The organism is Paraburkholderia sediminicola (assembly GCF_046026855.1).
In the GTDB taxonomy this organism is placed as follows: Bacteria; Pseudomonadota; Gammaproteobacteria; order Burkholderiales; family Burkholderiaceae; genus Paraburkholderia; species Paraburkholderia sediminicola_A.
The window spans coordinates 179,878-201,585 of record NZ_JAQQET010000011.1 but is presented as its reverse complement, the minus strand read 5'-3'; the positions used below and the strand labels follow the sequence as shown (position 1 = coordinate 201,585).

Annotated in this window: 15 protein-coding genes, 1 tRNA gene and 2 riboswitches; of the genes, 3 read left to right on the top strand and 13 right to left on the bottom strand. The window is 60.7% G+C overall.

Annotated features, from left to right (window positions below):
- The first annotated feature begins 54 nt into the window (after positions 1–54).
- Entirely contained in the window at positions 55–435 is a 381-nt protein-coding gene (locus PQR40_RS14815) for a phosphopantetheine adenylyltransferase (protein WP_408226004.1), read from the top strand.
- Between the two features lie 52 nt (positions 436–487).
- On the opposite strand, the gene PQR40_RS14810 is transcribed toward PQR40_RS14815, so the two are convergent.
- The 8 genes from PQR40_RS14810 to PQR40_RS14775 all read right to left on the bottom strand — a co-directional run bounded on the left by PQR40_RS14810 (position 488) and on the right by PQR40_RS14775 (position 11,673).
- Positions 488–2,197, bottom strand: coding sequence for a thiamine pyrophosphate-binding protein (locus PQR40_RS14810; RefSeq protein WP_408509273.1), 1,710 nt, complete (start codon positions 2,195–2,197; stop codon positions 488–490).
- A 75-nt stretch (positions 2,198–2,272) separates the two neighbouring features.
- Positions 2,273–3,661, bottom strand: a complete 1,389-nt coding sequence (locus PQR40_RS14805; protein WP_408509272.1) for an L-serine ammonia-lyase — start codon at positions 3,659–3,661, stop codon at positions 2,273–2,275.
- A gap of 28 nt (positions 3,662–3,689) precedes the next feature.
- Positions 3,690–4,823: an alginate lyase family protein gene (locus PQR40_RS14800; RefSeq protein ID WP_408334843.1), complete on the bottom strand. Its 1,134-nt coding sequence runs from the start codon at positions 4,821–4,823 to the stop codon at positions 3,690–3,692.
- A 116-nt stretch (positions 4,824–4,939) separates the two neighbouring features.
- Entirely contained in the window at positions 4,940–7,876 is a 2,937-nt protein-coding gene (gene gcvP, locus PQR40_RS14795) for an aminomethyl-transferring glycine dehydrogenase (protein ID WP_408509271.1), read from the bottom strand.
- Between the two features lie 95 nt (positions 7,877–7,971).
- A complete protein-coding gene (gene gcvH / locus PQR40_RS14790; RefSeq protein ID WP_408226019.1) occupies positions 7,972–8,352 on the bottom strand; it encodes a glycine cleavage system protein GcvH in 381 nt (126 codons plus the stop codon).
- A 63-nt stretch (positions 8,353–8,415) separates the two neighbouring features.
- Positions 8,416–9,534: a glycine cleavage system aminomethyltransferase GcvT gene (gcvT, locus tag PQR40_RS14785; RefSeq protein WP_408226022.1), complete on the bottom strand. Its 1,119-nt coding sequence runs from the start codon at positions 9,532–9,534 to the stop codon at positions 8,416–8,418.
- Positions 9,535–9,615: 81 nt separating this feature from the next.
- Positions 9,616–9,787: riboswitch (glycine riboswitch) on the bottom strand.
- A 34-nt stretch (positions 9,788–9,821) separates the two neighbouring features.
- Positions 9,822–9,922: riboswitch (glycine riboswitch) on the bottom strand.
- Between the two features lie 152 nt (positions 9,923–10,074).
- Positions 10,075–10,428: a hypothetical protein gene (locus tag PQR40_RS14780; RefSeq protein ID WP_408226025.1), complete on the bottom strand. Its 354-nt coding sequence runs from the start codon at positions 10,426–10,428 to the stop codon at positions 10,075–10,077.
- Positions 10,429–10,623: 195 nt separating this feature from the next.
- Positions 10,624–11,673 carry an oxidoreductase gene (locus tag PQR40_RS14775; protein WP_408390936.1) on the bottom strand — a complete coding sequence of 350 codons (1,050 nt, stop codon included), beginning with the start codon at positions 11,671–11,673 and terminating at the stop codon, positions 10,624–10,626.
- Between the two features lie 308 nt (positions 11,674–11,981).
- Here PQR40_RS14775 and PQR40_RS14770 point away from each other — a divergent pair, with 308 nt between their 5' ends.
- Positions 11,982–14,072 carry a UvrD-helicase domain-containing protein gene (locus PQR40_RS14770; protein ID WP_408509270.1) on the top strand — a complete coding sequence of 697 codons (2,091 nt, stop codon included), beginning with the start codon at positions 11,982–11,984 and terminating at the stop codon, positions 14,070–14,072.
- 70 nt (positions 14,073–14,142) lie between these two features.
- On the opposite strand, the gene PQR40_RS14765 is transcribed toward PQR40_RS14770, so the two are convergent.
- Positions 14,143–15,042 (bottom strand): c-type cytochrome, encoded by a 900-nt coding sequence (locus PQR40_RS14765; protein WP_408509269.1) that lies wholly within the window; start codon positions 15,040–15,042, stop codon positions 14,143–14,145.
- Positions 15,043–15,328: 286 nt separating this feature from the next.
- Between PQR40_RS14765 and PQR40_RS14760 the strand changes: the two genes are divergently transcribed.
- A tRNA-Arg gene (locus tag PQR40_RS14760) sits at positions 15,329–15,404 on the top strand.
- 633 nt (positions 15,405–16,037) lie between these two features.
- Here PQR40_RS14760 and PQR40_RS14755 read toward each other — a convergent pair.
- From PQR40_RS14755 to tssI, 4 genes are all read right to left on the bottom strand, one after another.
- A complete protein-coding gene (locus PQR40_RS14755; protein ID WP_408226037.1) occupies positions 16,038–16,325 on the bottom strand; it encodes a PAAR domain-containing protein in 288 nt (95 codons plus the stop codon).
- A gap of 13 nt (positions 16,326–16,338) precedes the next feature.
- Positions 16,339–17,214, bottom strand: coding sequence for a T6SS immunity protein Tli4 family protein (locus PQR40_RS14750; RefSeq protein ID WP_408226040.1), 876 nt, complete (start codon positions 17,212–17,214; stop codon positions 16,339–16,341).
- 83 nt (positions 17,215–17,297) lie between these two features.
- The gene (locus PQR40_RS14745; RefSeq protein WP_408509268.1) at positions 17,298–19,010 is read right to left on the bottom strand and encodes a Tle4 family T6SS lipase effector; all 1,713 of its coding nucleotides are present in this window, start codon (positions 19,008–19,010) and stop codon (positions 17,298–17,300) included.
- A complete protein-coding gene (tssI, locus tag PQR40_RS14740) occupies positions 19,010–21,685 on the bottom strand; it encodes a type VI secretion system Vgr family protein (protein WP_408509267.1) in 2,676 nt (891 codons plus the stop codon). Before tssI ends, PQR40_RS14745 begins: the two co-directional genes overlap by 1 nt.
- Positions 21,686–21,708: the final 23 nt, after the last annotated feature.

The window sequence follows — 21,708 nt, the reverse complement described above, 5'->3', positions numbered from 1 at the left end:
GGCATGCGCTCCCGTATGCGCATGCCCGTCATGCTGACCTACCAGAGGCGAACCATGAAGTATCTCATTGTCGTATCGCTAGTGTTTGCCGGCGTCATTCATCTTTTGCCGCTCAGTGGGGCGCTCGGCGCGAGCCGCCTTGCGAGTCTTTACGGTATCGCGGTCGAGGAACCCAATCTTGCCGTCCTCATGCGCCACCGTGCGGTGTTGTTTGGGTTACTCGGCGCGTTTCTGATCTATTCGGCGTTCAACGCGGCGATGCAGCCGGTGGGGTTCACCGCGGGCGCCATCAGCATTTGCGCGTTTTTGTGGCTGGCATGGTCGACGGGGCATCTGAATATGCATATCGGGCGCGTTGTGATCGTCGACGTGGTGGCGCTGATGCTACTGATTCTTGGAGCGTGTGGGCGTTGGTGGTTGGTGAAGTCTGCTTGATCGCGGCGTTCGTGCGATCAAGCAGATCCTCGCACGCACCACGCTGCACGGCTCATTCCCCTCGCAGCTTCCGCCCCTGCTCCCGAATCTGCTCCAACGTCGCGCCTGGCGTGCTCGCCTCCTGCGGCATCCGGATCTCGATGAGCGCCGCGCACGGTGCTTCCATGGCGCGCCGCAAAGCCGGCAGGAAATCTTCTGTGTGCTCGACCGTCTCGCCGTGCGCGCCGAACGACCTCGCGAACGCGGCGAAGTCCGGATTCGTGAGACCGGTACCGTGCACGCGATTCGGATAGTGCCGTTCCTGATGCATGCGGATCGTGCCGAAGTGGTTGTTGTTCACGACGATAAAGATCACATGCAGGTCGTACTGCATCGCCGTCGCGAGTTCTTGTGCGGACATCATGAAACAGCCGTCGCCGGCTAATGCGACCACTGCACGTTGCGGATACATCGACTTCGCTGCGATCGCCGCCGGTACGCCGTAACCCATCGCACCACTGGTCGGTGCAAGTTGCGAGCGGAAATGCCGATACGAGAAATGCCGATGCAGCCACGTCGCGTAATTGCCCGCACCGTTGGTGAGGATCGCGTCTTCCGGTAGATGCGCGCGCAACTGCTGGATCACTTCGCCCATTTGCACGTCGCCAGGAATCTGGCGAGGTTTGCGCCAGTCGAGATACGCCTGATGCGCATCCTTCGCTGCGCCGGCCCATGCGAGCTTCTCGGCAGAAGGCTTTAACGCCGCAAGCAACGCTGCCAGCTCCGGCATGCCGGAGACGATTGGCAGATCCGCGGAATAGACCCGCCCGAGTTCCTCCGCGCCTTGATGCACATGTACCAGCGTTTGCTTCGTCTTTGGAATGTCGAGCAGTGTGTAGCCGTTGGTTGTTGCTTCCCCTAGCCGCGGGCCCAGCGTGAGCAGCAAGTCTGCATCGCGGATGCGTTGTGCCAGTGCCGGATTGATGCCGAGACCGACGTCGCCGGCATAGTTCGGGTGCTCGTTGTCGAGCGTGTCCTGGAAGCGGAACGCGAGCCCGACAGGCAATTGCCAATTCTCGACGAAGCGTTGCAGATCGGCGCATGCATCGGACGTCCAACCGCTGCCGCCGGCAATCACCATCGGCCGTTGCGCCTCTTCCAGCAATCGACGCAACTCCTCCACCTGCGCGGCGGATGGCGACGCCGCCACACGCTTATACCTCGGCACACTGGCTACGGCTTCGCACGCATCGCTCAACACATCTTCCGGCAACGACAACACGACCGGCCCTGGCCGCCCCGACGTCGCCGTGTGAAACGCATGGCTCAGATATTCGGGAATGCGCTTCGGATCGTCGATTTGCGCGACCCACTTGGCCATCTGCCCGAACATGCGCCGGTAGTCGATTTCCTGGAAGGCCTCGCGGTCGAGATGCTCGCGCGCGCATTGACCGATTAGCAGGATCATCGGCGTGGAGTCCTGAAACGCGGTGTGCACGCCGATCGATGCATGCGTCGCGCCCGGTCCGCGCGTGACGATGGCGACGCCCGGACGTCCGGTCAATTTGCCGACTGCTTCGGCCATGTTCGCGGCCGCCGCTTCATGCCGGCAGACCACGGTCTGGATGCGGTCGGTTTCGTCGTGTAGCGAATCGAGCACGGCGAGAAAACTCTCGCCGGGTACACAGAAAACACGCTCGACGCCGTGCGTCAGCAAGGCATCGACGACGAGGCGCGCGCCCGTGGTTTGGGCGGCGGAAGAAGATTCAGAAGCGAGCGGCATTGCGATGAAGCCTCCATGCGTTGCGATGGGTACGATCAGTACCGTTGAGTCGTTGCCGCATCGGGTTTGCGTTTCTCAACACTCCACAATATTCACCGCCAGCCCGCCGCGCGACGTTTCCTTGTACTTCGTCTTCATATCCGCGCCGGTCTGCATCATCGTCTTGATTACAGAGTCCAGCGACACGTAGTGGGTGCCGTCACCGCGTAGCGCCATTCGTGCGGCATTCACGGCTTTTACCGAGCCCATCGCGTTGCGTTCGATACACGGAATCTGCACCATCCCGCCGACCGGATCGCACGTCAGCCCGAGGTTATGTTCCATGCCGATCTCAGCAGCGTTCTCGACTTGAGCGGGCGTGCCGCCCATCACCGCTGCGAGCGCGGCCGCGGCCATCGAACAGGCCACGCCGACTTCGCCCTGGCACCCCACTTCCGCGCCTGAAATCGACGCATTCAGCTTGTACAGAATGCCGATCGCCGCTGCCGTCAACAGGAAGTCGATCACGCCTTGCTCGTTCGAACCCGGCATGAAGCGCGTGTAGTAATGCAGCACGGCGGGAATGATGCCGGCCGCGCCATTGGTCGGCGCGGTGACCACGCGCCCGCCCGCGGCGTTTTCTTCATTCACGGCGATGGCGTAGAGATTGATCCAGTCGACCATCGACAGCGGATCGCGTAGCGCCAGCTCAGGATTACCCGACAACGCGCGGTACAACTGCGGCGCACGGCGCTTCACCTGGAACGGGCCGGGCAAGTTACCGTCTGCACCCGGATTGTTGATGCCGCAACCGCGCGACACACAGGACTGCATCACGTTCCAGATCTTCAGCAAGCCGGAACGTATCTCCTCTTCCGTACGCCAGACGCGTTCGTTTTCCCACATCAGTTGCGCGATGCTCTTGCCGGTCGAATCGCACAGTTCGAGCAATTCGTTGCCGCTGCGAAACGAATGCGGCAATTGTTCGACGGCGCTTAGCACCTTCGTGTTCGGCGCGCCCGCCGTCACCACAAAACCGCCGCCCACCGACAGATACGTCGACTCGCGCAGCGTCTCGCCCTGCGCATCGAACGCACGCAGTATCAGGCCGTTCGGATGCTCGGACAGCGCCTGGCGATAAAACGAAATGTGATCTTTCTGGACGAACGGTACGTCGTGCGTGCCGAGCAAGGCGAGCTTGCGCGACGCCTTAACTGCTTCAAGCCGTTGCACGATCGTGTCCGGATCGACCGTGTCGGGCGCATCGCCCATCAAACCGAGCATCACGCCGCGATCGGTGCCGTGCCCCTTGCCGGTCGCGCCGAGCGAACCGTACAGATCCACTTTCACTGATGCCGTCGCGCCCAGCAGCCCGTCGCGGTCGAGTCCTTGCGCGAACATCAGCGCCGCGCGCATCGGCCCAACCGTATGCGAACTGGACGGACCGATGCCGATTTTGAAGAGATCGAACACGCTGACTGCCATTTACTGCTCCCTGCTGATAAAAGTTAGTTTAGCGCGCCGGCAGCGGCAAACACACGGCGAGCCACGCGGGTGGCGTCGGTGCGAGCTGCAGCGCGATCGGCGTATAGCGTCCGTCGAGACGCGCCGCTAGGTGAAACAGTTCCGTCGCGTTTTTCGGGTCCCATTGACCCGAATAGCCAGGCAAACCGGCCTCGCGACGTCTGGCATCGAACGGAACGTTCGAATGCACGAATTCTTCATGCGTCTTGCTGCCGTCCGCGTATGGCGTGAGCCAGTTCAGTGCGACTGCCAGCGAGGCGCCGTTCGCCCCCTTCTCCGGCAACCAGTTGCGGTTGTGGCGGCGCGCGGCGAGCGCAGCGATCACGAGCGGCTGCAGGTCGTAGGTGACGTAGTGCAGCGCGTCGCGTTCGCCGAAGTCGAATGTCGAGCCGTCCGGCGCGATGTTGTCGCCGATATGCTCGTCGAACAGGCGCTGCGCCGCATTGATCATCTTGCGGTTATCCAGCGTGAACGCGGCCATCGAGATCAGTTTGATCCGGTGGCTTTGCCAGTTGTTCTTGAACGTGCCCTTGAGCGGTCGCGGCTGTGCATCGATCTGCCCGATGTAGCCGTTCGCGAGCTTCGTCAGGAACGCCATCGATGCGTTGCGCGTCTTCACCGGCAACGCGCTCGCGGTCATGTCGTAGGCGAGGATGAGGCCTTCGAAATGGGTTTCGTCGATCGGATTGAAACTGGGTTGATAAGTCGTGACCCACGCATACAGCAAGCGGTCGACCAGCTTCAGATAACGGTCGTCGCTCGTCGCGCGCCATGCGAGCGCGGCGTCACGCAGCAGATCGAGATCCTTCTCCGCCTCGACGCTTTGATCGTAAATGCCTTCGTGCGGCAGCGTGCCTTCGGTATGCAGTTTCGCCAACGCATGCGGCGGGTCGTTCAGATGCGCCTGCACGTTGCTCACCAGTGCTTTGACCCCTGGATCGGCATTCGTGCGCTCGCTGGTTTGCAGCGCGGGCGCTGCACAAAAATTCATTGCGGCTTGCGCCTGTCGCAGCGGCAGCAGCAGCACTGCTGCGCCTGCTAACAACAGTGTGCAAGTCTGCTGCCATGTCTGGGCTCGCCTTGCTCCGGTCCGGCTTTGCATCAATCGCACCTTTCGCGCCATGCGAAACTCCTCGTTAGGCTGATTCGGTGTGTGATGTTAGCCGTTTGCGGACACAAGCGACAGAACCGCGCAACGCCTGCTTACAACCTTCAGGCGATGCGCGGTCAAGGCCATGCTTACTCGTAATCGGCTATCGGCACGCAGGAGCAGAACAGATTGCGGTCGCCGTACACATTGTCCGCTCGGCCGACCGGCGGCCAGTACTTCTTCGCGATCAGCGTGGGCAGCGGATACGCGGCGGTTTCGCGCGCATACGCATGCTTCCAGTCGTTCGCGATAACCACCGCTGCCGTATGCGGTGCGTGTTTCAGCGGATTGTCTTCGCGGTCCGAGCGGCCCTCTTCTACAGCGCGAATTTCCTCGCGGATCGCGATCATCGCTTCGATGAAGCGATCGAGTTCTTCTTTCGACTCCGATTCGGTCGGCTCGACCATCAGCGTGCCCGGCACCGGGAAGCTCATGGTCGGTGCGTGGAAGCCGTAGTCGGCGAGGCGCTTGGCGACGTCGTCGACGGTAATGCCACTGGTTTCCTTGATCGGGCGCAGGTCGAGAATGCATTCGTGCGCGACCAGTCCGCCCGGGCCCGAATACAGCACCGGATAGTGCGGCGCGAGTTTGTTCGCGACGTAGTTCGCGTTGAGGATCGCGGTTTCGGTGGCAGCCGTGAGGTTCTTCGCGCCCATCATCGCGATGTACATCCACGAAATCGGCAGGATCGACGCGGAACCGTACGGTGCGCCCGACACAGCGCCAATACCGTTCGGCGCGCGCTCATAGCCCGACGAAATCTGATTTGGCAGGAATTGCGCGAGATGCGCGCCGACTGCGACCGGACCGACGCCCGGTCCGCCGCCGCCGTGCGGAATGCAGAAGGTCTTGTGCAGGTTCAGATGCGAGACGTCGCCGCCGAATTGGCCCGGCGCACACAGGCCGACCATTGCGTTCATGTTCGCGCCGTCCACGTAGACCTGACCGCCGTGCGCATGCACGATCTCGCAGATTTCGCGGACGTTCGCCTCGAACACGCCGTGCGTGGACGGGTACGTGATCATGATTGCCGCGAGCTTGTCGGCGTGCTGATCCGCCTTCTTCTTCAGGTCTTCGATATCGACGTTGCCTTGCGCGTCGCACGCGACCACCACGACCTGCATGCCGGCCATTTGCGCCGACGCCGGGTTCGTGCCGTGCGCCGAAGCGGGAATCAGGCAGACGTTGCGATGCGCTTCGCCGCGCAACGCGTGGTAAGCGTGGATGATCAACAGGCCGGCGTATTCGCCCTGCGAGCCGGCGTTCGGTTGCAGCGACACCGCTGCATAGCCGGTTGCCGCGACCAGCATCTCTTCGAGTTGATCGATCATTTCGCGGTAGCCGAGGGTTTGCTCAGCCGGCGCGAACGGATGGATCTGGCCGAATTCGGGCCACGTGACGGGCAGCATTTCCGACGTCGCGTTCAGCTTCATCGTGCACGAGCCGAGCGGGATCATCGAGCGGTCGAGCGCGAGGTCCTTGTCGGACAGGCTGCGCAGATAGCGCAGCATTTCCGTTTCGGAATGGTGGCGGTTGAACACGTGGTGCGTGAGGTACGCGCTGGTGCGTTCAAGCGCGGCGGGTACCGACGCGGTGTTCGAAGCGGTAATGGTTGCGTCGAGCGCGTCGACTTTCGGCACGTCTTTGGCGCCGGCTGCTTCGGCAAACACGGCGAGCAGATCGGCCAGATCGTGACGCGTCGTGGTTTCGTCGATCGACAGGCCGACTTGCGTGTCGCTGACGCGGCGCAGGTTGATGCGCTTCGCCTTCGCAGCGTCGTGCAGCGCTTGCGTGCGCGCGCCGGCTTCGAAAGTGAGCGTGTCGAAGAAGGTTTCGTTGACGAGCGTATAGCCGAGTTGCTTCGCGCCTTCAGCCAGCAACGCCGCGATGCGGTTCACACGCAGCGCGATCGTCTTCAGGCCGTGTGGGCCGTGATAGACCGCGTACATGCTGGCCATGATCGCGAGCAGCGCTTGCGCGGTGCACACGTTCGAGGTCGCCTTCTCGCGGCGGATATGCTGCTCACGCGTTTGCAGCGCGAGACGCAACGCCGGATTGCCTTGCGCGTCGACGGTCACGCCGACGAGACGGCCGGGCATCTGACGCTTGAACTCGTCGCGAACGGCGAGGTAAGCCGCGTGCGGGCCGCCGAAACCTACCGGCACGCCGAAACGCTGCGTGTTGCCGACGGCCACGTCCGCGCCCCATTCGCCCGGCGGCGTGAGCACGGTCAGCCCGAGCAGGTCGGCGGCGACCACTACGTGGCCGCCCGCTGCGTGGATTGCATCAGCGAGTGCGCGGTAGTCGCGCACGTCGCCGTTCACGCCAGGGTATTGCAGCAGCACGCCGAACGCATTCGCGGTCGCGGCGTCCGCAGCCGGGCCCACTTTAACCTCGATGCCGACCGGCGTGGCGCGTGTCTTCACCACTTCGATGGTTTGCGGCAGCACGTCGTCGGCGACGTAAAACACGTTCGATTTCGGTTTGCCGACGCGTTGCAGCAGCGTCATCGCTTCGGCGGCGGCGGTGGCTTCGTCGAGCAGCGATGCGTTCGAAATCGCCAGACCGGTGAGGTCGACGATCATCTGCTGGAAGTTCAGCAGCGCTTCCAGACGGCCCTGCGAGATTTCCGGCTGATACGGCGTGTACGCGGTGTACCACGCCGGATTTTCCAGCACGTTACGCAGGATCACCGCCGGGGTGTGCGCGTTGTAATAGCCCTGCCCGATGTACGAGCGGAACACCTGGTTTTTGTCCGCCAGCTCACGCAACGCGGCGAGCGCTTCCGCTTCGCTCTTCGGCTGGGCGAAGGGGCCGAGCGGCAGCGTTTCGGTGCGGCGGATCGTCTTCGGAATGACGGCGTCGATCAGCGCGGCGCGCGACGCGAAGCCGAGGGCTTCGAGCATCGCATGCTGGTCGGCCGAATCCGGGCCGATGTGCCGTTCAGCGAAGGCGTCATGCACTTCGAGCGCGGCGAGCGAGAGAGGAGTGCGGTTCATCAGACGATCCGGGTGTTCGAGCTTCATGAGGTTGTTCCTGCCGGTGCGGGCGTCCGTTCGACGATTGAATCGGACGCGCCGCGCCTGTCGGGTTTAAACGTAATGGTGCAACTTGCGATGAATCAGGCGCCGATCGCTTTCGAATATGCGTCCGCGTCGATCAGGCGGTCCAGCGATGCGTCCGCGGCCGGCTTGATCTTGAAGAGCCAGTTGTCGTACGGCGCGCTGTTGACGCCATCCGGCGTATCGGTGACGGCCGGATTCGCTTCGATGATTTCGCCCGAAACCGGCGCGTAGATATCGGAAGCGGCCTTCACCGACTCGATCACGGCGACGGTGTCGCCAGCGTTGACGGTCTTGCCCAGTTCCTGGACTTCGAAGAAGACGATGTCGCCGAGCGCTTCTTGCGCATGGTCGGTGATGCCGACCGTCAGCGTGCCGTCCGCTTCGGTGCGGACCCACTCGTGCGATTCGGTGTATTTCAGATCGGCCGGGATGCTCATCGGATGCTCCTATGCGGTGTGATTCGGTAGTGACTTAAAAAGTTAGACGCGCGCGCCGGCTGCTTAAACTGCGAGCACCTTGCCGTTGCGCACGAACGGCAGTTTTACCACGCTTGCGGGAACGTTTTTGTCACGAATCTGGACATGAACGGTGTCGCCCGGCTGCACGCCTTTCGGCACGCGCGCAAAGGCGATCGATTCCTGCATCGTGGGTGAAAAAGTGCCGCTGGTGATTTCGCCAACGCCCTGCGGCGTGACGACTTTCTGGTGAGCGCGCAGCACGCCCGCTGCCTTGCCGTTTTCCTTCAGCAGGATCAGACCGACGAACGCGGCCTGCGAGCCGTCGGCTTCGAGCTTGCCCTTACCGACGAATTCGCGTGGCGAGGTCAGATCGACGGTCCAGGCGAGGCCGGCGTCGAGCGGCGAGACGTTGTCGTCCATATCCTGGCCGTACAGGTTCATGCCGGCTTCGAGACGCAGCGTATCGCGCGCGCCGAGACCGGCGGGCCGCACGCCTTGTGCTTGCAGCGCGTTCCACAGCGCTTCGACGTGATCCGCCGGGACGATGATTTCGAAGCCGTCTTCACCGGTGTAGCCGGTGCGGGCAACGGTGAGTTCGCCGAACGGCGTGTCGTCGACGCGCGCTGCATTGAACGGCTTCAATGCTTCAGTGGCGGCGCGCGCGGCCGGCACGGTTTGCCAGACTTTTTCGCGGGCGTTCGGGCCTTGCACGGCGACGATCGCGTAATCGCGGCGCGGCGTGATGGTCAGGCCGAAGCTGCCTTCGGCGTTGAGCTGGCCGAACCAGGCGATATCTTTATCGGCGGTGCCGGCGTTGACGACCACGCGGAAGTGATCTTCGCCGAAGTAATAGACGATCAGATCGTCGATCACGCCGCCATTCGGGTTCAGCAGACAGGAGTAGAGCGCACGGCCCGGCGTTTGCAGCTTGGCGACGTTATTCGCCAGCGCGTATTCGAAGAAGGCGCGCACGCGCTCGCCGGTAAAATCGACGACGCACATGTGCGAGACGTCGAACATGCCGGCGTCGGTGCGCACGGCGCGGTGTTCGTCGATCTGCGAGCCGTAGTTGACGGGCATGTCCCAGCCGCCAAAATCGACCATGCGGGCGTTGAACGCACGATGGGTGGCGTTGAGCGGGGTGTGTTTGAGTTCGGTCATGGGGCCTCGGGCATCTCGCGAAACAAAAAAGGCCACGCGGCGCTACGCCTCGCGGCCTGCTGGCTGCGAGCGATTGCGTTGCATGGCCCCTCTGTCCTCGATACCTGAGAGATTGCGCCGCCGTGCGATGGTGAAGCCGTGATCGCTACGGTGAAACGCGCGCCCCTTCGGTGGGCAGCTTGCCAGAATCCGCTCGACGTACGTTCGATGTACGCGGCGCAGATGGCTACTGCCGCTCTCCAGAGTGCGAAAAACCGGTGCCTTGATGTTGCCTGGGCGCGGGTTTTTCGACGCGGTCGGTCCTTTTGCCTGAGAGTTTGCGGGTGTGCCCCTTCGGCGGCGCGGCCTGCGATTCTCTGCGGCCAGCACGCTCTCCCGACGCGTGCGGCGAATGTACGCGAGGGTCGGGGGCTTGTCAAATAAAGGCCTGCAAGGGGCATGGGGGTGCCGCTGGGGGATCGCGAATGTCAAAAAAAGCGCGGGACGTGATGCCCGCGCCTCTTTGCTTCGGTGCCTGAACCGGCGCGATTATTCGCCGATTTATTCGCCGATGGCGTGCGCCGCGTTGTCCAGTTCCTGGTTCAGCACGCGCTGTTCGTCGCCGGACAGGCCGCCGCCGTGTTGCGCCGCCATGTCATGAGCTTCCTGACGGATCACGTCGAGGCGGTGATGCAGCGCGCCGCCTTGTGGGGGCGGGTAGTAGCCTTGGTTGACGCGAACGTCGATGCGGCGGCTCAGGTTGTCGATACGGCCGTTAACCTGGTTCAGGCGCTGGTCCGCGATCTGCTGCGGGTTCGGGCGCGGTGCCGGCGCGGGTTGCTGGGGGGCCACCACGCAGGCGGCCAGGGAGCTGAGCAATGCGCATGCTGCTACTGCGCGGACGATACGTGGCATGGACTCTCCGGAAGTCGTTGTCGTTTTGTGGTGCTACTGGGGTAGCAACGGATTGCCGGGGATTCGCGCTGACCGCGAACACGGGGTTATTTGTAACGTTATGTTCCTTTCGGGGTTGTCAGGCTTTTTGCCATGGGCGGCGGCATTGCCAGTGTGCCGCCGCCAGATAGCCAGAAAGCGCCCCTTAGGCAAAATTTAGCGAATACGCTCAAACGGCAGCCGGGTGCCTTCTTCCGAACTCCTGGCGGCCAGCTCGATAATCGTCATCACGTCGACCGCGTCCTGAGCGCTGACCGGAAATTTCACGCCGTTCTGAATGGCGTCGGCCAAGGCAATATAAAAGCCGACGTATTCTCCGTTGCGCGTAGGCACTTCCCGCTCCACTTCCTGATCGCCTTCGATCACACGCAGTACCCCCGCCGCATTGCCGGCGCCGAACCCGTCATCGCCAGGCCGCAAGCCGGCTTTCAACTGATCTTCCTGCGTATCGAGCCCGTGTTTCACATAGCTCCCCTGCGTGCCGTGGATCGCAAACCTCGGTGCGACAAGCGCAGTCAACGCGCTGGCATGCAACACCACTTCGAACTCACCGTACCCCAGTTGAATGTGCACGTAGTCCGGCGCGCTGGCCTGGTCGCGATGCGTCCGAACGGTTGCGGACACGGTCTGCGGTGCGCCGAACAACGCCAATGCCTGATCGATCAGGTGCGGTCCAAGGTCGAATAGCAAACCGCCACCACGCGAAGCCTCCTCGCGCCAACGCTGCCGAACCTCCGGCCGGAAACGGTCGAAATGCGATTCGTATTGCGTGACGCGCCCCAACTCTCTACCGGCGAGCAGGTCCCGCACGGTCAGAAAATCACCGTCCCAGCGGCGGTTGTGAAAGGGCACGAACAGCTTGCCGCGGGCGAGCGCAATGTTGGCGAGCGTGTGGGCATCCGCGGCAGTCAGCGTGACCGGCTTGTCGACCACCACGTGCTTGCCCGCCTCCAGCGTGCGGCGCGCCAGGTCGAAGTGCGTGTCATTGGGTGTCGCGATCACGACGCAGTCGATTTCTTCCAGCGCCAGCAGCGCGTCGAGATCGGCCACCACCTTCGCGTGCGGATAATCGGCCAGCGCGTGTTCGGGCTGACTCGTCGCGATGGCCGCGACGCTGGCTCGCCCGCAATGCTCGATCACCGGCGCGTGAAAGGTCGCGCCGGCAAAACCGTAACCCATCAATCCAATCTTCAGCGATGCGGACATGCGTGTATTCCTGCAAAAACGGCGCGCCGCTTTGCCACCGCGGCGACGGCGCGCAACACTGTAATTGTGGCATGTCCCGAAGGCAGACTGTCAGCGGCGTCGAGGGCGGTTGTCAGTGGCGTCTGTCACGGCGTCCGCTTCAGTCATCCGTGTTAACATCGCTCCTCTCGCGCGGAGCGTAGCGAGCCGGAACCCCGCGGTACACGCGGCGCCGTTCCAGCCGCCCGCCCCGCGCAGCATGCCCCCGGGCCTTCGGTCTCGCGATTCCGCACCTAAGCGCCCTCAACCGCAATACCCATCCACAGACGATGTCCGCAGGCCTGAACCCCGCTCAAAATGAAGCGGTCCGTTATCTTGACGGTCCGTGTCTCGTGCTCGCCGGCGCAGGCAGCGGCAAGACGCGCGTGATCACGCAGAAAATCGCGCACCTGATCGAGGCCAAAGGCTTCGAGCCGCGCCATATCGCCGCTGTCACGTTCACGAACAAGGCCGCGTTGGAAATGCGCGAGCGCGTCGGCAAACTGCTCGAAGGCAAGACGCTCACCACGCCCGGCAAGGAAGGCCGCAAAGTGCCCGTCAATCAGTTGACGGTCTGCACCTTCCACTCGCTCGGCGTGCAGATTCTGCGACAGGAAGCGGAACACGTCGGCCTCAAGCCGCAGTTCTCGATCATGGATTCGGACGACTGCTTCGGCATGATCCAGGAACAGGTCGGCTCGACGGACAAGGGCTTCATCCGCAAGATCCAGTCGATCATCTCGCTGTGGAAGAACGGCATGATCATGCCGGAAGAGGCGATCTCGATTGCCGCGAACGAAGATGAACATCAGGCCGCGATCGTCTATCGCAACTACGTGGCGACGCTGCATGCCTATCAGGCTGTCGATTTCGACGACCTGATCCGTCTGCCCGCCGAACTGTTCGCGAAGAACGAGCCGGTGCGCGACCGCTGGCAGAACAAGCTGCGCTATCTGCTGATCGACGAGTATCAGGACACCAACGCGTGTCAGTACGAGCTGCTCAAGCAACTCGCCGGCCCGCGCGCCGCGTTCACTGCGGTGGGTGACGACGACCAGGCGATCTACGGCTGGCGCGGCGCGACACTGGAAAACCTCGCGCAGCTCGGCAAGGATTTCCCCAAGCTTCATCTGGTGAAGCTCGAGCAGAATTACCGTTCGACGGTGCGCATTCTCACCGCCGCAAACAACGTCATCGCGAACAATCCGAAGCTGTTCGAAAAGAAGCTGTGGTCTGAACACGGCATGGGCGACACGATCACCGTCACGCCTTGCAACGACGAAGAGCACGAGGCCGAGTCCGTCGTGTTCCGTCTGTCCGCGCACAAGTTCGAGCGGCGTGCGAATTTCCGCGACTACGCGATCCTGTATCGCGGCAACTTTCAGGCGCGCATTTTCGAGCAGGTTCTGCGTCGTGAACGGATCCCGTATGTGCTGTCGGGCGGCCAGTCGTTCTTCGACAAAGCCGAGATCAAGGATATCTGCGCGTATCTGCGGCTGATCGCCAACGCGAATGATGACCCCGCGTTCATCCGCGCGATCACTACGCCGCGCCGCGGCGTCGGCAATACGACGCTCGAAGCGCTCGGCTCGTTCGCGGGCCAGGCGAAGGTGTCGCTCTTCGAAGCGGTCTACATGGGCGGCATCGAGGCGCGCCTGTCGCCGCGCCAGATCGAACCGATGCGCGTGTTCTGCGACTTCATGCAGCGCCTCACCGACCGCGCCGAGAAGGATGCCGCCGGCCCGCTGCTCGACGAACTGATGGACGCGATTCACTACGAAGCCTATCTGTACGACGCCTTCGACGAACGTCAGGCGCAGTCCAAGTGGCAGAACGTGCTCGAATTCATGGAATGGTTGAAGCGCAAGGGCACCAAGGCTGAGCCCGAGGGCTCAGGGAATAGCGAAGCAACCGGCTACGATACCGCCGACGGCCTCGGCGACACCGGCAAGAATCTGCTCGGCCTGATCCAGACTGTGGCGCTGATGTCGATGCTCGAAGGTCGCGAAGAAGATCCTGACGCGGTACGGCTCTCGACCGTGCATGCGTCGAAGGGGCTGGAGTATCCGCACGTGTTTCTGGTGGGCGTCGAAGAAGGCATCATGCCGCACCGCGGCGGCCCCGACGACGAGCCGATCGACGACGAGCGCATCGAGGAAGAGCGCCGTCTGATGTACGTTGCGATCACGCGTGCGCAGCGCAGCCTGCATCTGAACTGGTGCAAGAAGCGCAAGCGGGCGCGTGAAACGGTGGTGTGCGAGCCGTCGCGCTTCATCCCCGAGATGCTGCTCGACGACGCGCCGCCGCCGACGCCCGAAGAAGCGCCGATGTCGCCGAAAGACCGGCTTGCGAGTTTGAAGGCGCTGTTGCAGAAGCCTTGAATGAAAAATCCCTGCCCGTGTCGTCACGGTGCAGGGATTTTTTTGCTCTGCAATAACCGCCGGAAGCGGCTTATTTCGCCGCGCTCACCATGTAATCGACGGCGGCCTTTACGTCTGCGTCGGAGGCAGTGGAACCGCCTTTGGGCGGCATCGCGCCCTTGCCATGCAGTGCGTAGTTGTAGACCGTGTCGATTGGGTCTTTCAGACGCGCTGCCCAGGCTTCCTTGTCGCCGAACTTCGGCGCGTTCAGCACGCCGGCCGCGTGACACGCCTGGCAGACCTGCTGATACAGCGCCTTGCCGGCTTGCGAGGCGTCCGCGCTTTGCGTCCCGCCTGCTGCCGGTGCGGCCGCTTGCGGCACGCTTGCCATGGCCGCCATCGCGGCGGCCGCCTGTGCGGCTCCTGTGTCCGAAGCGCCTGCTTGCACCGCAGCGGCAGCACCCGAGGCTGCTGCTGCCGCACCCGCTGCCGGTTGCGCCGGTTCAGGGAAGCTCGCGCCGGCATTGTTCGCCATGTAAACCACCGCGCGGGCGATTTCGAAGTCGCTGTAGTCGTCCGGGCTGGTGCCGCCGCGCGGGGGCATCGCACCCTTGCCGGCGAGGGCCGTGTGCCACAGCGTGTCGAAGCCTTGCGAAATGCGCGGCGCCCAGTCGGCGGTATTGGTGAATTTCGGCGCACCTGCCGCACCGGTCGCGTGACACGCCGAGCAAACGGCCTTGTAGACCTCTTCGCCGGTCTTGTAGACGCGCGGCGCATTAGCGTCGCGAATGTCGACCTGGGCGAACGGCTTGATGCGCGCGTTGACCTCGGCTTCGGAGAGACTGTCCGTACCAGCGCCAGTGCGTGTCGAATTATCGACGTAGATCACGAGCAGAATGATGATAACGATCGGTACCGCAAAACTGGCAATGATCGCGGCGATGAGCTGCCCGGGGGTTTTGATTGGGGCTTCGTGTGGTGCTTCGCTCATGCTTGTCTCGTCTCCGTGGGTATGTGAGCGGTACAGCGTGACGGCAACTTCTTTTTCTTAATTCAGGCACGGACGATTATAGACGCAAGGTTTCGATGGCGGCGAGGGGCGGCGGCGAGGTGTTCAGCAGGCGTTTACCCGCATCGCGGGGTGCGGCCGGCGCTGCCAGGGGAGCACCAGATCCCGCCATGCAGGCCGTCCGGTGGACGGTTTGGCCGAAACCGGGTATCCTTTCGGTCTCGCTTTGGCGTCGGTCCTGTTCAGGTTGCCGCGCTTTCGTGTTGAAGCGCCCGTAGCTCAATGGATAGAGTACTGCCCTCCGAAGGCAGGGGTTGCTGGTTCGATCCCAGCCGGGCGCACCAACCCTGACAAGGGTTCCAGCCGATTCACCCGTTGTGGAGTTCACCAATTGATGTCGTAAACGACACCAATTGGCTGTTTTATCAAAGATAACGGTCCACGGATGGACGATTTCTCGTTCCACGTTTCCCGCCACACGCTCCAACACCGCATCCCGCCTTACCTCGCCCATCGACATCAGCAAGCTCATGTGCTCGCTTGAGGAAACGTCCTGCTTCCTTAAATCCGAACGTCATACCGGTGCGCTCGAACACGTCGCTCTGAACTCTGCGTCTCACGGGTTTCTCCTGCCTGTCGAGCATCGAGTCGAATGATTTTTGGAATTCGTCGAATTTCAGTTCCTCCCGTTCCTTCACAGCCCTTTGGCTTCGCTCTTTACCCGCATCTACGAGTCGCTTGTGAAGCACACGCATAAGAATTGACCAGACATTGCTGAATCGCGTTTTTATTCCGGCTATGGATGGCCGATTGTCGACGATTAATGCCGGTATTTCGAACGACCACTTCTGGCAGGTTCGCGCCGGTTGGCCCCGTCAGCTCCATGCACGGATGATCAAACTATCACGGCGAAATATCGAATTTCCCGGACATGTCGGACGCGTTGGAACCGGTTTATAAAAGTGGAATCCTTAACACTATGCTTCGGTAGACATCATGTTTTGTGATGCCACCAACCTCGGCGGTGGACGGCACCCGCAGATACACAGATCGTCACTGAGGGCGGCATGCCGTCCATCAGGTGCAGTCATCATCTGACGGGGACCATCGCATTGGATTTTCCCGGTCGTATTGCAGGCCGGACATGTCACATTGTCCCCTTCGTGTGCAACATCCTGCCCGTTCAGTTGAATCGTGGTCGGCGTAGCGTGGACGGTGCCGTTAGCTGTCGTCGTGTCACCGTTCAAGATGAAATGTCGTTCCATGACATTTATTCTCTTACCGACGCTTCACCGATTTCAGTACATCATCCCAGAATGTCATCAACGCCGGTCGTCCGCTTTCAGGCACCGCTGAGCGCGTATCCATGGCAATCTTCATCGTCGGCTCGGTCGCGTGATCGTTGCCAGTTAGCGCACTCCATTCCAGCGAAACGTCTTTTGACTGCTTGACCGCGTAACCATATTCGTCGCCTTCCCGTCCCGCAACGACCTTGCCGCCACGTCGCAAGATTTCTGTGTCACTGGACACCAGGTTAGCAAGCGGGACTGGCAGGTTGCTCATGCGGGCAAGAAGATTGCCGCCAGTATTTTTGGCCTCAGTATTGGTGCTCATCATAAGTGACGCATCGGGACCAGATAAGTCGACCGAAATCGATGCCGTCTCGCCGCCCGCGTAGCCACCCGGAATAAAACCTCGCTCTATGCAAAACCCCTGCTCAGATGGGACAGCAAATGGGTCGCGAAGTCGGGTCTCCTGGATGAGCTGTGAGATCGCCACTTTCGCACCTTGAACAGAATCGTTTGTGACCTCGATACTGAAAAGGAAACCCGTGTCCTGCTTCAGAGTCGTTCCACGCACAGTATAGAGATCATTTCCGCTTTGCCAGACCTGAACCGGGTCAGCCGCATTGTCGCCTTGTGAGACAACCTGCTTGGGCTGGAAGTCGGTTACTTCAGCGTCGCTTGCAATCTTATGCGCCGCTTCGTCATGAAGCTGCTGCTGATTCACAGGGTAGAACACATCTATGTTGATACCCTTAAAGCTTTGTACCAGACGCACATTCGTTGCCGAATGGGGGATATCTATTGTGTACCGTCCGACACACACCGTCTTGAGCGGCGCAGCGTTGGCGGTTGTAGAAGACGCACTCATGGTGGAATCCTGACGGTTACTGCAACCCAGCAAAGGAATTAGAAATGATGCTGCCAGTATTGTGGCAACGAGGCCCGTACGATTCATGCATCTCCCCAATCGGCCTTCTGCGCGATCTTGGCAATCGCGTACTTTGACACAGCCATCACGTCATGTATTTCTGTCATGTACGCACCTTGATGATCGAAACCCTTGAGCGAAAATTGCTCGATAGCACTGCCGGTTTTTCCGGGCGCGAGTCCGGACTCGCGCGGTACGGTGCCATCACCGTTCGATCCTGCAGGCTGTATTTCGAATCGCTCGTGAATGTCTCCCATCCACGAGGCATTCGCAGTCGCTTCGATCGTTCCCGCACCGTCGTCGTTTCCGGGTTTGCCATTCAGCGCCAACGTCTTGAGCTCGGCGTCTGTGTCGAACACTGACATCGGACCACGCATGACATAACGCTCAGTGCCGATGTTCCACTGGATTTTCCCCCACGACTGGTGCCCCGAATCGGCTCCGTAAAATGCATAGGTTTGGGGGTGGTAGCTATTCTGGAGCGTTGCGTGAAAATTCTCGGCGCTCTGCAGACAATTCATGTATTTCGCCCACGCAACACCGTCGCTGCCGCCAGCTCGTGTTTGCCCCGTTGGCGTAAGTGCGCCGCCTATGCTGGCGGGATTTAACCACGCCGGATTCACTAGTCGCCACCATTTATCTCTTTCGGAATAGACTGATTTGTACGGGTTGCCATCGATGCGATACACGTCGCTATTGACCTTGATCGTCAGCCACCCACCCGGATAGTCCTGATTCGGCAATAGCTGCAAACCGCCAGGTGCCTGCGCCAATACCGGCGTCACATCCCAACCATAAGCTCCAAGGAAAAGCCACGTTGCGAAGCTAATCGGGGACATGCTAGCGCGTTCATTGCCTGCTTTCATTCGCTTGTAGGCAGCCGGTGCGCCCAGTGCCGGCATCGCGCCATGCAGGATGCCGAGGACACGGTCCTGAGCGTTACCCATTTTCGGATGCACTGCAGCCCGCGCAACCAGGCCTCCCATCGAATGCGTAACGAGAATGACCTTTTTGACAGCCTTACTTCCCCATTTACTACGATAGTGAGCGAGGATATTGTCAATCTCGCGGGCGAGGTACTTTCCGGACTGCTCGTTCGATTGCAGCCAGTTGTACCCGACCGCGTGCACGGGATACCAGTATTTGCCGACCTGTTTCAATTCGTCAACGCCGAGCTTCAACAGATGAGCTTTATCGTCGCTTTGGACATTAATGCCGTCCCCCTGAAAAGGCAACCAGCTGGCTTCAGGAAGCACCTGCTTGAACGCGGGATTCCACTTCACCACGTTGTTCAACTCGCGTTCGAGATATTCCAGGAATGGCCCATAGCTGCTCCAGTAAACCGTGCCCCACCCGCGAGTCTTTAGCAGTGCATCGCTGAACCCGTTGGTGGGCTTAACAACTCTGGTCCCGTTCACAACCAGATCGTCGTCAACCTTGGTGTTTCTGGGATCGAACACAATCTGGCGGTCGGCGGGGCTGAGCTTGATGATCTTGACGACCGCGCTTGTGGCATCCGGCCTCCATATGTTCGAAACCTGCTGTGCTTTCGACGCATCAATTGCTTTGAGGTTAGACCCCATGATACCGGGCACGAACACAACCGGAATTATCCGATCAGGGGGCACCAGACATTCTGCGCGGGCAGTCATGCTGACCGGCGAGGTCTCAGATATCCAGCAGGGTAAGCCGTCGTCGTCGTGATAGTGAACCAGCGTTCGATTCTGATCAGCCATTAGTCCACCTCAGGAAGATACTTAAGGACGAGTTGCTCGTAGGACGAGCTTTTCTGTATGCCCGTACGTCCCTCCGCATCGGTGCGACCGGTAATGAGAGTCCCATCACCACGCGTAATCTGGAATTTTCGGTTCGCCATGGGTTCGCCTGTGCCCTGATGGCGAAGAATAAACTGCTCATCGTTGGGCATATCTGGCCAGGTGTTCATTTGTTCAGCATGTGACGTAGGCCCGCTAAACGCGTGTTGGGCGCCCTTTATTTCAATCTTGCCGGGCGCGTGAATCTCGATGTTGCCGTCCTTGACTCGGATATAGGCGCCGCCAGATGTCAGCAGGATTTCCTGCTTTGCCGCCGCCTCAATCTTTTCCGTTGCTGACAGCAACTTCATCGTCCTCTGGGCCGTCAGTTCGATGTTGTCCGAGTGCGCCTGTATCTCGACCTTGCCCTTGGCCGCGAAGAGCTTCATCCCGGCGTTCTGCACGAACAGGCTGAGTTTTTCCGCTATGCTCGCGATCAGCGATTTGCCCGTCGCAATGTGCGTGCTTTGCCCGCTGACGAGGTTCGTCTGTGCATCGCTCGCGATGTGAACGGATTTCTGCGTGGACAGGGCAACACCGGACGGACTCGCAAACAGCATGACGGGCTCCTTGAATGCATTGGCATTGCCCGTGCCGCCGCCTGCGGTCTTGCCGCCCGACGCTGATCCTGCAACGCTGCTTTGTGTCGCGTCGGTGAATGACTTGAGCGAGTCGTAGCCCTCCTTGAGGCTTTCAGCCTGGTGCGCGGTGCTCGCATCAGACAGTGCTTCGAGCACACTTTCCGAATTCACCAGTTGTGCACCTGCTTCGCGGGCATCCAACGGTTGACTGGTTGGTGGATGGGTGGTGACATAGAGCCCTTGGCCTGCACGGACAGCACCATAGGCGTCCGACTTCAGGTCAAAACCACTGCCTACATATGACCCGCGCGTGTTGCCGGTCTGCTCAATAAGATAGCCCAAGTGTAAATGCGCATTCGTGCTGGCGCTATAGAGATGAACGCGATTCTGTCCCGTCGAGTCATCCATTACCATCTGGTTGTAGCCGCTGCCCTGATATTCCTTGGACTTGTAGCCAGAGAGCAACCCATTGGAATGCCAGTGCGGTTGTGTTGCGCCGTTGTAAACCCGGCCTGTTACGAGCGGCCTGTCGCAATCGCCGTCAACCCAGTTAATCAGGACCTCTTCGCCGACTCTTGGGACATGCACACCGCCATATCCACCACCGGTATCGGACATGGCAACCCGCACCCAGCATGATGCTTTTTCGTCGCCGTCATTGAGCCGGTCCCAATGAAAGCGGACCTTGATGCGATTGAGTTGGTCGGTATAGACCTCTTCATTTGCCGGTCCGACAACAATCACTGACTGCAGATGCATTACCGGCTTGTGATGTTCAAACGGGCTACGATACGGCACAACTTTGCGTTGCGCTTCGACCTCAACGAGGAAAAAGCCTTCGCTGCCATCAGCGTGTCTGACCTTCAATCCCTCTTCAGAGGCGTGGCTCGATCTGACCGTCGTCAGTTCGCTTTTCAGGCTGTGCGGAAAATCGGCGGCCTGACTGGACACCGGCAGGTTGTTTTCAATGAACCATGCCACCTCGATAATGGCGAATTGCCGGTTCTGCCCACTATCCGTGGCGTGGTCAGGGTGGTCATCCAGTTCAAACCAGCGACCGGCATCCATCCGCCGCACGCCGCCGGAACCGTAAAAACGCTTCGCCCGCGATTCCCATTCTTCCATCCTGATTTTTGAGAGGGCATCACCCCGGTCCTGGCTGCCGTAGGTGTAAGCACCCGTGTACTCATATACCTCGGCTTGCTGGGGCAGGTTTCCCTGCGTGGGAAGCGTCGGGATGTTTGTGCCTTTTGGATTAGCAGCGGAAGCCGGTGCCTTGTAATCGAAGGTACGGGTCGTGAGTGTTGTGCTTTGAAGTGTTCGTGTGCCCGACCACTGCACCAGGGCATCAGTTTCGCTATTCGTGCCCGCGCGATAGAACTCGACGGTCTGGCGCGAAAGCGGCTGGAATGTATCGAGGCTGTCTGTGACGACAAGGGTATGCGACTTGCCGTCGCTGGCCTGCTCGAAGTAGCCGAACAGCCCTTCGCTTTCCATGAGCCGGTGGACGAAATTCCAGTCGTCCTCGTATTGCATGCAGAATGAGCGCGCCGGCCGCGGCTTGCTCAGGGCAAAGCGAAATGCACCTTGGGCTTGCGGATGCATGTTGAAGACATCAGTCAAGATTTCGTCGGCTGGCTTGTCCTGCCAGATTCGCGCATCCTTGCGGAAACCAAGAAAATGCATCCACGACGCATAGCCGATCTGGTAGCTCGTGAGGCCGGTATCTGATCCTAGACGTCGGGCGGTGTGCACGTAGCCGTGGTGAGGCAGATAGGACCTGTCAGTCTGCTGGATCCAAAGCGTGACAGGCTGGGCGATCAGCTTTTTGAGTTCAACGGTGTCTGATGTGGAAACAACATCAACGGTGAATTCGAAATGGCGGCCAATCCGTGAATAACCGACAACCCGCTGGGGCACTAGGACATTATTTCCCAGTGCAGTATCCAGCTTCAGCAGGCGATCACTCTGGACGAGTCCGCCAGTTATTGCCCCGATTATGTCCTGCGCACCCATACTGCCTCTTCTTTCTTGTTAGC

Coding starts and splice junctions, on each gene's coding strand:
- PQR40_RS14815 (WP_408226004.1), top strand. CDS start 55: ATGAAGTATCTCATTGTCGTATCGCTAGTGTTTGCCGGCGTCATTCAT.
- PQR40_RS14810 (WP_408509273.1), bottom strand. CDS start 2,197: ATGCCGCTCGCTTCTGAATCTTCTTCCGCCGCCCAAACCACGGGCGCG.
- PQR40_RS14805 (WP_408509272.1), bottom strand. CDS start 3,661: ATGGCAGTCAGCGTGTTCGATCTCTTCAAAATCGGCATCGGTCCGTCC.
- PQR40_RS14800 (WP_408334843.1), bottom strand. CDS start 4,823: ATGGCGCGAAAGGTGCGATTGATGCAAAGCCGGACCGGAGCAAGGCGA.
- gcvP (WP_408509271.1), bottom strand. CDS start 7,876: ATGAAGCTCGAACACCCGGATCGTCTGATGAACCGCACTCCTCTCTCG.
- gcvH (WP_408226019.1), bottom strand. CDS start 8,352: ATGAGCATCCCGGCCGATCTGAAATACACCGAATCGCACGAGTGGGTC.
- gcvT (WP_408226022.1), bottom strand. CDS start 9,534: ATGACCGAACTCAAACACACCCCGCTCAACGCCACCCATCGTGCGTTC.
- PQR40_RS14780 (WP_408226025.1), bottom strand. CDS start 10,428: ATGCCACGTATCGTCCGCGCAGTAGCAGCATGCGCATTGCTCAGCTCC.
- PQR40_RS14775 (WP_408390936.1), bottom strand. CDS start 11,673: ATGTCCGCATCGCTGAAGATTGGATTGATGGGTTACGGTTTTGCCGGC.
- PQR40_RS14770 (WP_408509270.1), top strand. CDS start 11,982: ATGTCCGCAGGCCTGAACCCCGCTCAAAATGAAGCGGTCCGTTATCTT.
- PQR40_RS14765 (WP_408509269.1), bottom strand. CDS start 15,042: ATGAGCGAAGCACCACACGAAGCCCCAATCAAAACCCCCGGGCAGCTC.
- PQR40_RS14755 (WP_408226037.1), bottom strand. CDS start 16,325: ATGGAACGACATTTCATCTTGAACGGTGACACGACGACAGCTAACGGC.
- PQR40_RS14750 (WP_408226040.1), bottom strand. CDS start 17,214: ATGAGTGCGTCTTCTACAACCGCCAACGCTGCGCCGCTCAAGACGGTG.
- PQR40_RS14745 (WP_408509268.1), bottom strand. CDS start 19,010: ATGGCTGATCAGAATCGAACGCTGGTTCACTATCACGACGACGACGGC.
- tssI (WP_408509267.1), bottom strand. CDS start 21,685: ATGGGTGCGCAGGACATAATCGGGGCAATAACTGGCGGACTCGTCCAG.